Consider the following 12,577-nt stretch of genomic DNA (forward strand, 5'->3'; position numbering starts at 1 on the left):
CAGATCGGTGTCAGTCGGTGGGATTAATGCGCCAAAGCTGCGCAATGCCCTAGGGATATTTCGGCTATGAGCCGTAAGGCATTATCATAATTTTAAATTAGAGATTCAAAGATTTGCGGATGGCATCCCACGATAAAAATTTAAAATTCTGCGTGCCTCCCCCATTATCACCATCTTGCGCGACAAAGATTCCGCTTGGATAATCGGATCCAAAATCACCCAGCATCAACTCAATTCCATCCGTATCAGAAGTCGTGTCAATAACACCCTCTTCGACCATGAAACGTGTCCGAAAAGCTCCCGTTTCGAGATCATATACCGCATAGCTATTATCGCCTTGGCTTGATGCCAGCAAATAGCCGCCCTTATTGCCCTCAGCGGCCAGCGCCAATCCTTCCACGTCTGCAACCAGTTCGCCTTTTTTCAGGACAGCAAAACGGGTCGATTTCGGATCGTTCTGAGTCAGGTCAAAGGACCAGATGCCTACATTTTCTTCGCCCACATAAAGCTTGCCCGTACGATCATCGACCACGCAGCCTTCGGTCTGAGTTTCCAGCTTATACGTATGGTTCACCTCTATAGATGGCGCGCCGTCTGAGAGGGTTACCGACATATCAATAATGCTGCCCTCTTTGGTCACGATAAACGCGCGCAAGTCATCGCCGCCCAGCAGGCCCATGCAGAAACCATAAGCCTCTCCCGTACCAACGGGAATATTAGCGAGCGGGCTGAGCTTAGCATTTACACTATCGAGCGTGTAGAGTGCCAGCCTTGGTTGCGTGCGTTCACTGCGATCACTTGCCCCCACCAAAATAATGTCACCGGTAGCATTGGTTATCGTTCTGAGGTCAACATTGTTCACGGCTGCCGCGGCAAGAAAGGATTTTTGCTTGCCTAGCAAATCATAGATATAAATACCGGCCTTTTTATCCGTACCGATGACCAGACTTTGCGAAGGGTCTGCCGCGTTCCGCCAAATGGCCGGATCATCGGCGGCATCATCACCTACCGTTCCGACACTATCGGTTTCGGACACCGCAGGGACCGCAATTAGTTCCGGAAGCGGGACCGCTTGTTTACTGCAACCCGCGACTAGAAACAACCCGGCCAACAACGAAAGTCGAAGAGGAGCACCCATCAGAAATTCACCTTCGCACCAAATTTAAACGTCGAGCCATATTCTTCATATTGCAGCAACCGCTTGCGCGTATCGAAATTCTGATAAGCAAAATATTTGGCATTGTTGATGTTCACCCACTCGCCGAACAGCCGGATATTCTTGGTCAGCTTGAACTTGACGCTGGCATCCAGTTGGAAGTGATTATCCACATAACGGTCTTCACTCACGTCCCCGCCCAGTTCATCAAGATAACGGTCACGATACGTCCCCGCGAGCCGGAAATCGAACGGCCCTTTTTCATAGCCAAGTACCGCATTAATTGTATGTTTCGCGCTACTAGGTAGCGGAATATTCCGTGTTTCCAGGCTGTTGCTGTCAGTGAAAACCGAACCCGATGCATCGGTAAACGTATAGTTGAAATTGACCAGCAAGCCATCAAATGGATCTGGCAGGAAAGTAAAAGCCTGAGAAAAGCCAAATTCAAAGCCAAATACTTCTGCGCTCGGGCCGTTAACCGGGATAACAGCCTCGGTATAGGCGATACCTTGATAAAATAGCGGGATTAGATCGCCATTAATGTCTTCCTCAGATTCACTGTAGCTATCAACGATAAAATTCCTGATGTCTTTATAGAACACATTGGCCGTTATCGCGCCGTTGGAACTGAAATAATATTCTGCCGAAGCATCGAAATTCCAGGCCTCATAAGGAAGCAGGTCGGGATTGCCGAATTCGCCTTCGCGTTCATCATCGTCATTTTGTTCCACTGCAAAACGTGGCGCCAAGTCCGATAGATTCGGTCGAACCACGCTGCGATATCCAGCGGCACGGAACACAAGGTTACGTTGCGGCTCAAACCGGATATTAAGGCTTGGCAACCAATCATCATAGCTGCGGGTAAAATTATTGGGTGCCACCAAAACCGTGTCTTCGGTGAACACGACACCATCAACTGTCGCATCTTCCTCAACCAAGGTTACCGTATTGGCCGAGATATTATTCTCGGTCCTTTCATAACGGACACCCGCAATGATACGCAGTTTCTCACTGTCCCAACGACCCAACAGATAGCCCGCATATATATCTTCCTGATTGATATAGTCGGAAACGGCAGAATCAAACTGGCTGTCTATTCCCTGCAACTCGAAATCGGCGAAATTGGCGCGAAAATATTCCGTTGGCCCTTTGCGGCTGGAAACGGGGCCGAGATCAGCTAGGCGATAAGTTTGCGCGCCGAGAACATCGGCCAACGTGTAGTTTCCGGTTCCGTCCTCATAGAACTCAACATTATTATCGTAGCTTTTTTCGCGCCACCGCCCCTTAAAACCGCCTTGCACAGTGAATTCGCCGCTATCCATCGCAAAGACATGTGACACATCAAGACGGGTCGAAAATTCCTCATCCTGTGCGGCTGAAAGAGCGGTTAGCTCAACATCATCCAATTCATAGCTGCTTGCATCATTGGCCAGAGCAGCGCCGTTGGGATAGCTAAAAAACGGTGTCCGGTCGTCGCTATAATCAAATAGCACACCTAGACCATCATTCTCGAATTTATTGGAAAATGTCGTTGGATCAAGCGATCCATTTTCGGACTCGCTCGATTTTGACCAGCTACCGGAATATTCTATTTTCCAAGGCCCGGTTTCGGTTTTTCCGCCGACAACAATCGACCGGATTTTCTGACTTTCGAAACGATCTTTAACGTCGCGTTCAATTTCAATTTCGCCATCATCATCATTAAATAATGCACTATTTGCGTCGCCGCTACTGGCCTCTTCGTCCAACTTAAACGTCGTCCGACGACGGGATTCCTGATCATCAAACTGACTATAGACACCGCGTGCATATAGCTCTGTGCTATCGCTGGCGCGGAAGTCGAAAGAGAGCGATGCGCTGATCCGTTCGCGCTCTATATCATAGTCGCGGTACTGCACTTCGTCGGCATATACGACACCATCCTCATTAATATCCCAGCCTTCAGCTTCAACATTATCGGTCTCGAATTTGCGCTTATAATAAGAAATTCCGCCTGCAATTCCGATATCATCGGTTAGCTTTGTGGAGAAATCAACGCTGGCTTTTGGCGAAACCGAACCAGCATAGTCATTGTAGCTGCCTTCCACTTTCGCGGTAAGCAGATCCTTTTTGCGGTCAAAGGCGCTAACCGTATTAATCTCGATCGAAGCGCCAATAGTATCCGCATCCATATCGGGCGTTAGTGACTTCTTGACTTCAATCGATTCGATCAAGTCACTGGAAACCACGTCCAATGCCACCGAACGGACATCGCTCTCTGGCGAAGGAATACGAACACCATTGAGGGACGAACTATTCAAATTCGGATCAAGGCCGCGTACCGAAACAAAGCGGCCTTCGCCCTGATCATTGAGAATATTAATGCCCGGCAGACGGCGAAGCGATTCGGCGACATTTTGATCCGGAAATTGCCCGATGGCATCACGGGTCAAGACCGATGAGACCCCATCCGCTTCACGTTTACGGGACAGAGCACTGGCTTGGTTGGCACCTTGACCAATCACCAAAATCTCACTGTTATGGCCCGATTTCAGGATTATATTTGCTGATGTCAGACCGGTTTCTGTAACGGTGACGCTGGTCTGGACAGTGTCCGCCCCGATATAGCGCGTTTCAAGCGTATAAACTCCAGCGGGGACATCCGGAAAACGATAGCTGCCATCACGACCAGTCGTAGCTACTCGGTCCAGTTCAACAATTCGCACCTGCGCCGATTGCAGCCCGCGCGTTTCGCTGGGATCACTAATCGTTCCGACAATCGTCCCGGCCCAAGCTGACACCGGCATAGCTGCCGTAGCAAGCAAGGCGGAATAAACGGCAAGGCGGCGGATATTTCGTGGTGCAGTCATGTTTCAAAGGCTCCCTATGTTTGAGGGTGCCCTAGGGATGACTTGTTCCAAAAATATGCGTTGTCGATGACTTTTAGGTGACAATTTGGTTGCAGTTTTTATGCCTGCCGCCCTGCTTTGCCGAGATAGTGGGTTTAACATGTTTGCAACAGCGGCTACCTATCTCCCTACATAATGCTAATGTGATTATATCTTATAATCTTGGGCATGCTGGCATTGATATTAAAGGCCGGAGATAGTGACCACCATGACGATAGAAAAAAGCTATATCACTGCGGACGCTTTATTGTCGGACAGCTTTCGCCTTGGCATGCAGATTTTGCGCAGTGACTTTTGTCCGACCCATATTGTCGGCATATGGAGGGGCGGCGCACCAGTTGGTATTGCCGTGCAGGAAATCCTCGAGTTTCATGACGTCAAGACCGACCATATCGCTATCCGGACATCCTCTTATTCTGGCATTGATAAACAGGAACGGTCGGTGCGGGTTTATGCGCTGGGATATCTAGTCGACACACTCAATCCCGACGATAGCTTGTTGATTGTCGATGATGTATTTGACAGCGGCCGAAGCATAGAGGCTTTCCTGACCGAACTCGGTGCGCGATGTCGCCATAATATGCCAAAGGACGTGCGTGTCGCCACCATCTATAGCAAGCCGTCTCGTAATCAGACCGATTTGAAACCCGATTTCTTCATTCACGAAACCGAAGATTGGCTCATCTTTCCACATGAACTGAACGGACTCACCAAAGAAGAAATTTGCCAGAATAAATCCGATGCGGCGATTATTTTCAATGACGAAGTCGCACCCACTCCTATAGAAAAAAAGAGCGATACATGACTTTTTCATCCTCCGAACAGCGCCGGGAATTTATTGCCGGCATCCCCAAAGCAGAGTTGCATTTGCATATCGAGGGTTCCCTCGAACCGGAAATGATGTTTGCTTTGGCGCGGCGCAACGCAATTGAAATTCCCTTTGCTTCAGCGGATGAAGTGCGGGCGGCTTATAATTTTTCTAACCTTCAGGATTTTCTCGATATCTATTATCAGGGAATGAATGTCCTGCGCACCGAGCAGGATTTTTACGATCTGACCATGGCCTATTTCCAGCGCCTGCAAGCAGACAATGTAATTCACGCAGAGATATTTTTCGATCCGCAAGGGCATACCGGGCGTGGTATAGCATTTGCGACGGCCATTGATGGCATATTGCGGGCAATGGATGATGCGCAGTCGCAGCTCGATATATCGTCGCAGCTCATCATGTGTTTCCTGCGGCACCTGAGCGAAGAAGATGCCTTCGCGACGCTGGCTGAAGCGACACCCTATCTCGATAGAATATCTGCTGTGGGTCTCGACTCTTCGGAACTGGGGCATCCACCGTCCAAATTTGCGGAAGTCTTTGCCAAGGCGAAAAGCCTGGGCTTGAAAGCCGTTGCCCATGCAGGGGAGGAAGGTCCGCCGGAATATATTTGGGAGGCGCTTGATCTGCTGAAAGTAGATCGTATCGATCATGGCAACCGGTCCTTGGAAGATAGCCGTTTGATTGAAAGGCTGCGTGAAAATCAAATGGCGCTGACGGTCTGTCCATTATCCAATCTCTCACTATGTGTTGTAGACAAGCTAGAAGGTCATCCGCTCAAAGCAATGCTTGAGCTTGGATTACGCGCAACCATAAATTCTGATGATCCCGCATATTTTGGTGGATATCTGAATGATAATTATGATGCCATGGCGGCAGCATTAAATCTTGATAAAGAGGCTATTATCACATTGGCCAAAAATAGCTTCACGGGTTCGTTTCTCAACGAAAAGGCTATAAAAAAATCACTAAAAAACATTGATGATTATGTTTCTGGATTTAACCGGTAAATAAGCTGAGGCCGTATTTCATAATTGAAGATATTCATGTTTTATTGCTACCGCGTAGTTCACTGAAATCCGCTGACAAAGGACGAAACCAATGACCCAACGGGATGATGATAGCTTAGTTGATCCGATATTGGTGACCGGCGCTGCGGGATTTATTGGCCACGCCGTTTCCCGGCGGCTTATCGAACGCGGGGAACATGTCATCGGGATTGATAATCTGAATGACTATTATGATCCAAAGTTAAAAGGCGCACGACTTAGAAATTTAGAAATATTGCCTCAATTTCAATTTGAGGAAATGGATGTCTCCGATTCCGATAACGTCAGGCAATTGGTACAGGACAAGGGTGTAAAACGCATCATCCATCTCGCCGCCCAGGCCGGGGTGCGGTATAGCATCGAAAACCCGTTCGCCTATCAAAAGTCGAATCTGCAAGGCCATTTGAGTCTGCTGGAAGCAAGCCGTCATGCCGAAGATTTCCAGCATCTCGTTTATGCCTCCTCCAGTTCGGTCTATGGGGACAAACCAATGGGCGGCGCGGGCTTTGTTGAGGAAGAACCCGCCATTGATCCGGTATCGCTTTATGCCGCCACCAAACGCTCCTGCGAATTGATGAGTGCATCCTACGCCAAACTTTATGGTTTTCCTCAGACGGGCTTGCGATTTTTTACTGTCTATGGCCCGTGGGGTCGGCCTGATATGGCCTATTTCGGTTTCACGAAAAAGATACTCGCTGGCGAAGCCATCGAAGTTTATGGCGAAGGAAAAATGGCGCGGGACTTCACCTATATTGACGATATTGTCGATGGCATATTGGGTTCGTTGGACAATCCTCCGGCATCCGGCGAGCACCGCCTGCTCAACATTGGTGACAGTCGGCCAGTGGGTCTGATGGAAATGATCAAGGCCTTGGAGCAAGCACTTGGTATAGAAGCCGAGAAAATCATGCGGCCCATGCAGCCCGGTGATGTTACTGCCACCTATGCCGATATATCCAAGCTACATGCGCTGACTGGCTATGAACCAAAAGTCATGCTGGAAGATGGACTGAAACGCTTTGTCAGCTGGTATCGGGAATTTTACGGAAATGCCCCGCCAGCATAATCGCTGGTTCCGCCGCTAGCGGCGGTGAGAACCGCGCATTACCTGTTCGGCAACAAGACGAAGCTGGTCGTTAACGCCATTATCTGCACAGATACCATTTTTAAAAATGCCGCCAGATGAATTGATGCCGACGCCCAAGGGGGTTGGCCAGCCGCGCAGCGCGTGCACGATTGAGCGCATCGCCGCCAGCGTCGAACCAGTCGCCTGCCACCCATAGGCAGTTGCAATCAATCCAACCGGTAGACCGTCGAGATATACCCGCCCGTCACTAGCCGTCTCTTCGATATAATCGACGGCGTTTTTTACCAGACCTGAGATAGTACCGTGATACCCAGGACTAGCCAGAATTATGCCGTCCGCGCGCCGAACTGCGTCCACCAGCGCCTTGCCGGTCTCATTCAGCCCGACGGGATCAGAGCGATAATGCGGCAGTGCGCAAAGCTCCGTGGCCCCGAAAAGTGCTGTTTCCGCTCCCGCATCCGAGGCAGTCTTCAGCGCTATCGCCAACGCCTGTTCGGTAGAGGAATTAGGGCTTGTTGTACCGCCAAGGCCCAATATAAATGGTCTGTCTTTAATTTTTGTCATTGTCGCTCTTAGCAACTATTTCCTATAAATTGCAACCATCAACTATGCTGACAAGCGCTATTCAATAGCACGCGTTTAGCAGCAGCTTCCCTCTATGTTTTAATTGACCGGTTAAGAGATTTTCGATATCGCTGCCAACAATTATATTTCCGCTTATCAGATAATTTTGAAGGATACCTCCCATGCGCAAATTTACCGAAGAACAGCATATGTTTCGCGACGCCTATCGCCGTTTTCTAGCCGATGAGGTAGCGCCGCGTATGGATGAATTTCGTGAAGCAGGCATTGTCGATCGCGAAATCTTCAAAAAGGCGGGTGATCAGGGCTTCCTGATGATTTGGCCAGATGAAAAATATGGCGGAATGGGTGACGATGATTTCCGCTATGAACAGATCATCATCGAAGAAACCGCCCGGGCAGGATGCGGGGAATGGTATAATACGCTCCACAGCCGTCTGGTCGGCACCTATTTTAAAAATATCGGCAACGAAGAGCAGCGTGAACGCCTGCTGCCCAAATGTGTCAGCGGGGAAACGATATTGGCGGTAGCGATGACCGAACCGGGTGCCGGCAGCGATCTATCGGGCATGAAAACAACGGCGACCGATATGGGCGATCACTGGCAATTAAACGGGTCCAAAACCTATATCTCAAACGGCATTAATGCTGATATCGTGATTGTGGCCGCCAAAATCGCCGGTGTGGATGACAAACATGCCATGGTATTGTTAATTGTCGAACGCGGTATGGAAGGATTTGAACGGGGAACAAATCTCGAAAAAATCGGTCTGCACGCCCAAGATACCGCGGAGCTATTCTTCAATAATGTCAAAATTCCCAAAGCAAACGAGTTAGGCACACCGGGCAAAGGCTTTATCCATCTGATGGAAGGGCTGGCTGAGGAACGACTGATCGCGATGGTCGGATATTCCGCGACCGCTCGTCGTGCGTTTGATGTCACGCGGGAATTTGTCATGGAGCGTGATGTGTTTGGCAAGAAACTGTCGGATATGCAGAATACCCAGTTTAAAATGGCTGAAATGGATGCCAAAATTGACATGCTACAAGTCTATGTCGATCATTGTGTCGATGTACATAATCAAGGCGGCCTTACCGCCAATATGGCGGCCAAAGGCAAGATGTTGGGCAGCGAGATCGAATGGGAAATGGCGGATCTCGGGCTGCAGATGCATGGCGGCGCTGGCTATATGAAGGAATATGAGATTAGCCGCATCTTTACCGACGCACGAATGAGCCGGATTTACGCCGGAAGCAGCGAAATCATGCGCTATATTGTTGGACGCGATGTATTCAGCCAGAAATATCAAAGCATCCTTGAATAAGCCTCAGGCTCGAATAGATTAGGTTCAGCGCAGAAACGGGAGCAGGCGATTCGCCTGCCCCCTTCTTGACGTTTACGTAAACTGCTTGACTGTGCTGCGGTGCAGCATTAACTATGCAATTAATCGTTCACACTTAATCTAATTGAGGAATTTCGCATGACCGAAGCCTATATTTATGACGCTGTACGCAGCCCGCGTGGCAAAGGCCGCAGCGACGGCAGCTTGCACGAAATAACAGCGCTCGATCTGGCATCCCAAGTGCTAGCTTCGGTGAATGACCGCAACGAACTGGACGGACATGAAGTCGAAGATATTGCTTATGGCTGTGTCACCCCGGTGGGTGAGCAAGGCGCTGTTATTAGCCGCATGGCGGCCCTCAAAGCTGGCTATGCCGACACGACATCCGCAATTCAGGTCAACCGTTTCTGCGGTTCCGGTCTGGAAGCGGTCAATATAGCAGCGGGCAAAATCTGCTCCGGTGAAGCGGATCTCGCCATTGGCGGCGGCGTGGAATCCATGAGCCGTATTCCCATGGGCAGCGACGGATTGGGCGGCATGGCCGATCCCTCTCTCGTTTTTCAGGAATATTTCGTGCCACAGGGAATTTCAGCCGATCTGATCGCCACCAAATATGGATATAGCCGCGATGATGTCGATGCCTATGCCGTAGAAAGCCAAAAGCGCGCTGCGAAAAGCTGGGAAGAAAAACGTTTCGCAAAATCCGTTCTGCCGATCAAGGATGTAATTGGCGAAATCATTTTAGACCATGACGAACTCATGCGTCCCGAAACAAATATGCAGTCTTTGGGGGCGCTGAACCCCGCCTTCCAGATGATGGGCGAGCATATGCCCGGCTTTGACGATGTCGCGATTCTAAAACATCCTGAGATTGAAAAAATGAATCATGTCCATCACGCCGGTAACAGCTCCGGCATCGTTGATGGGGCAGCCGCCATATTGGTCGGCAATGAGGAAGCAGGGACGAAATATGGCCTTAAGCCACGTGCGCGAATTATTTCTATGGCTGCAATCGGATCAGAGCCAACTATCATGCTCACCGGTCCCGAATTTGCCGCACAAAAAGCGCTCAAGCGGGCGGGAATGAACGCCAGCGATATTGATCTGTGGGAATTGAACGAGGCATTTGCAGCCGTTGTACTGCGCTTCATGGACGCAATGAACGTTGATCATAGTGTCATGAATGTAAACGGCGGCGCCATCGCCATGGGCCACCCATTGGGTGCAACCGGCGCGATGATCCTCGGCACGGTGCTGGACGAGTTGGAACGTTCGGGCAAACAGACCGCGTTAGCCACGCTATGCATTGGCGGCGGCATGGGCATTGCCACTATTATTGAGCGAGTGAACTGAGCGCAGCAAGCCTCAACCACCCAATCCCATATTTAGCAGGACAAAATTTATGACCTACAAAACTCTCACCGTCGATATTGACAGCGACGGCATTGCCCTTGTTACCATCGACCTTCCCGGGCAGTCGATGAACGTCTGGAACGAAGACCTTATGGCCGACTTTCCAAAATTTGTTGATGATCTGATTTCCAATGATGCCATAAAGAGCGCGGTTATCACATCCGGCAAAAAATCCGGCTTTCTGGCGGGTGCCGACCTAAATATGCTCGGTTCTTCTAAAGCCGAAACGATGAAAGAAATCTTTGACCAAGCCTGGGTGCTGAACAGCGTCTTGCGGAAAATGGAAACCGGCGGCCATAGCGCCAAAGAGCTGTTGAAAGGCACTGCCCATGCCAAACCGGTCGCTTGCGCGCTAAATGGACTTGCACTTGGGGGCGGGCTCGAACTTGCGCTAGCTTGCCATTACCGAGTTTGTGCCGACAATCCGAAACTACAACTCGGTCTACCCGAAGTGCAGGTTGGCCTATTGCCCGGTGGCGGCGGAACGCAGCGTCTACCCCGTCTTGCAGGATTGCAAGCCGCTGGCATGGCCATCATGATGGGTCAGCCAATGAATCCGCAGGCAGCACTGGCACAGAAAATTGTTGATGAAGTTGTTCCTGCCGACAAAGTAGTCGCCAAAGCCAAAGCATGGGTTAAAGCCAATCCGAAAGCATCTGCGCCTTGGGACAAGAAGGGCTGGAAATTCCCGGGCGGTGCTGGTTCCATGGACCCCCGCGCGGTTCCGCTTTACCTCGGTTCGTCCGCCATGGCTCTAAAACAGAGTAAAGGCAATTATGAAGCGGTCAAAGCGATCCTGTCCTGCCTTTACGAAGGTTCGATGTTGCCGATTGATACGGCGTTGCGCGTGGAAAGCAAATATTTCACCAAGCTGCTTAGTGGTCCGCAATCTAAAAATATGATCCGCACTTTGTTCATCAATAAGCAGGCGGCCGACAAAGGTGCCATGCGCCCTAAAGCTGTTCCACCAACCGAACTCAAAACCGTTGGCGTATTGGGTGCAGGGCTGATGGGCTCAGGTATCACCCATGTCACGGCAAAGGGCGGCATGAATGTCATCGTCCTCGACAGGAATATGGAAGAAGCGCAAAAAGCGATCGCTTATAGCCAGAAAATTGTCGATAAAGGCGTGAAGCGCGGCAAAATGACCCAAGAGAAAGCAGATGCTTTCATGGCGCGGATCACCCCCACCGATAATTATGATGATCTGAAAAATGTCGACCTGATCATCGAAGCGGTGTTTGAACGCCCCGACGTTAAAGCCGATGTGATCAAGAAAACCGAAGCGGTCATTGGGAAGGATGTAATTTTCGCATCCAATACTTCGACCCTGCCGATTACCGGTCTCGCCAAAAATAGCGAGCGGCCGGAACAATTTATCGGCATGCACTTTTTCTCACCGGTTGAAAAAATGCCCTTGCTGGAAATTATTCCCGGCGAGAAAACCGGTGACAAGGCTCTGGCCGTCGCGCTGGATTACAACGCGAAAATCCGCAAAACTCCTATTGTAGTAAAAGATGTTCGCGGCTTCTTTACCAATCGCGTCTTCCCGCCTTATGCGAATGAAGCAACAATGATGGTGGCGGAAGGTGTGAACCCCGTGCTGATCGAAAATGCAGCGGTCGCGATGGGCATGCCTATTGGTCCATTGGCAATTGTCGATGAAACCACCCTGCAACTGGGTTATGATATTATGACCTCGACCAAGGAAGAAATGGGAGACGCTTATGTGCCCAGCGGAACAGAGGATCTGATGGAATTGATGGTCAAGAAAATCGACCGTCGCGGACGGCGCTTTGGCGGCGGCTTCTATGAATATGCCGATGACGGTTCGAAAAAGCTATGGCCCGGCCTGAAAGAGCATTTTCCGATTGCTGAAAATCAGCCAACGGTCGAGGAAGTCAAACAGCGTCTAATGTATATTCAGCTTATCGCCACAGCTCAATGTTTTGATGAAGGCGTTGTTCCCGATCCGCAATCTGCGGATCTTGGCGCAATATTCGGTTGGGGTTTTGCGCCATGGACCGGTGGCCCAATGAGCCATATCGACACAATCGGTCTGGATAATTTTGTACGCACAGCCGACATGCTGGCGCAGAAATATGGCGAACGGTTCAAACCGCCGATGAGTTTCCGCGCGAAAGCGGATGCGGGTGAGACTTTCTACAAAGCGGCCTAAATCGTTTGAGAAATTAAAAGGAAAGGGCTCCTGCGGGGGCTCTTTTTTTGCCTA

At 50.2% G+C, this 12,577-nt stretch carries 9 protein-coding genes; 6 read left to right on the plus strand and 3 right to left on the minus strand.

Translation table 11 applies throughout. The annotated features are described in order from the left end of the window. Positions 1–97: 97 nt before the first annotated feature. Positions 98–1,138, minus strand: a complete 1,041-nt coding sequence (locus V7676_RS06175; RefSeq protein WP_335658762.1) for a phytase — start codon at positions 1,136–1,138, stop codon at positions 98–100. Then, entirely contained in the window at positions 1,138–4,005 is a 2,868-nt protein-coding gene (locus V7676_RS06180) for a TonB-dependent receptor (RefSeq protein ID WP_335658763.1), read from the minus strand. Before V7676_RS06180 ends, V7676_RS06175 begins: the two co-directional genes overlap by 1 nt. Before the next feature lie 247 nt (positions 4,006–4,252). Here V7676_RS06180 and V7676_RS06185 point away from each other — a divergent pair, with 247 nt between their 5' ends. The 3 genes from V7676_RS06185 (at position 4,253) to V7676_RS06195 (ending at position 6,985) form a co-directional block, all read left to right on the plus strand. Then, positions 4,253–4,849 (plus strand): phosphoribosyltransferase, encoded by a 597-nt coding sequence (locus V7676_RS06185; protein WP_335658764.1) that lies wholly within the window; start codon positions 4,253–4,255, stop codon positions 4,847–4,849. After that, positions 4,846–5,880: an adenosine deaminase gene (locus V7676_RS06190; RefSeq protein ID WP_335658765.1), complete on the plus strand. Its 1,035-nt coding sequence runs from the start codon at positions 4,846–4,848 to the stop codon at positions 5,878–5,880. The genes V7676_RS06185 and V7676_RS06190 overlap by 4 nt, the downstream gene beginning before the upstream one ends. Positions 5,881–5,971: 91 nt before the next feature. Then, the gene (locus V7676_RS06195) at positions 5,972–6,985 is read left to right on the plus strand and encodes an SDR family NAD(P)-dependent oxidoreductase (RefSeq protein ID WP_335658766.1); all 1,014 of its coding nucleotides are present in this window, start codon (positions 5,972–5,974) and stop codon (positions 6,983–6,985) included. Positions 6,986–7,000: 15 nt separating this feature from the next. Here the strand turns inward: V7676_RS06195 and V7676_RS06200 are convergent, their stop codons facing one another. After that, positions 7,001–7,570 carry an NADPH-dependent FMN reductase gene (locus tag V7676_RS06200; RefSeq protein WP_335658767.1) on the minus strand — a complete coding sequence of 190 codons (570 nt, stop codon included), beginning with the start codon at positions 7,568–7,570 and terminating at the stop codon, positions 7,001–7,003. A gap of 182 nt (positions 7,571–7,752) precedes the next feature. On the opposite strand from V7676_RS06200, the gene V7676_RS06205 reads away from it, so the two are divergent. From V7676_RS06205 to V7676_RS06215, 3 genes are all read left to right on the plus strand, one after another. Then, positions 7,753–8,913: an acyl-CoA dehydrogenase family protein gene (locus V7676_RS06205; RefSeq protein ID WP_335658768.1), complete on the plus strand. Its 1,161-nt coding sequence runs from the start codon at positions 7,753–7,755 to the stop codon at positions 8,911–8,913. A 156-nt stretch (positions 8,914–9,069) separates the two neighbouring features. Beyond that, a complete protein-coding gene (locus tag V7676_RS06210; RefSeq protein ID WP_335658769.1) occupies positions 9,070–10,284 on the plus strand; it encodes an acetyl-CoA C-acetyltransferase in 1,215 nt (404 codons plus the stop codon). 49 nt (positions 10,285–10,333) lie between these two features. Next, positions 10,334–12,523: a 3-hydroxyacyl-CoA dehydrogenase NAD-binding domain-containing protein gene (locus tag V7676_RS06215; RefSeq protein WP_335658770.1), complete on the plus strand. Its 2,190-nt coding sequence runs from the start codon at positions 10,334–10,336 to the stop codon at positions 12,521–12,523. The last annotated feature ends 54 nt before the right edge of the window (positions 12,524–12,577 follow it).

This window comes from Parasphingorhabdus sp. (genome assembly GCF_036963805.1).
In the GTDB taxonomy this organism is placed as follows: Bacteria; Pseudomonadota; Alphaproteobacteria; order Sphingomonadales; family Sphingomonadaceae; genus Parasphingorhabdus.

Bases quoted from the DNA above. Each gene is read 5' to 3' on its own strand.
- V7676_RS06175 (WP_335658762.1), bottom strand. From the start codon at position 1,138: ATGGGTGCTCCTCTTCGACTTTCGTTGTTGGCCGGGTTGTTTCTAGTC.
- V7676_RS06180 (WP_335658763.1), bottom strand. From the start codon at position 4,005: ATGACTGCACCACGAAATATCCGCCGCCTTGCCGTTTATTCCGCCTTG.
- V7676_RS06185 (WP_335658764.1), top strand. From the start codon at position 4,253: ATGACGATAGAAAAAAGCTATATCACTGCGGACGCTTTATTGTCGGAC.
- V7676_RS06190 (WP_335658765.1), top strand. From the start codon at position 4,846: ATGACTTTTTCATCCTCCGAACAGCGCCGGGAATTTATTGCCGGCATC.
- V7676_RS06195 (WP_335658766.1), top strand. From the start codon at position 5,972: ATGACCCAACGGGATGATGATAGCTTAGTTGATCCGATATTGGTGACC.
- V7676_RS06200 (WP_335658767.1), bottom strand. From the start codon at position 7,570: ATGACAAAAATTAAAGACAGACCATTTATATTGGGCCTTGGCGGTACA.
- V7676_RS06205 (WP_335658768.1), top strand. From the start codon at position 7,753: ATGCGCAAATTTACCGAAGAACAGCATATGTTTCGCGACGCCTATCGC.
- V7676_RS06210 (WP_335658769.1), top strand. From the start codon at position 9,070: ATGACCGAAGCCTATATTTATGACGCTGTACGCAGCCCGCGTGGCAAA.
- V7676_RS06215 (WP_335658770.1), top strand. From the start codon at position 10,334: ATGACCTACAAAACTCTCACCGTCGATATTGACAGCGACGGCATTGCC.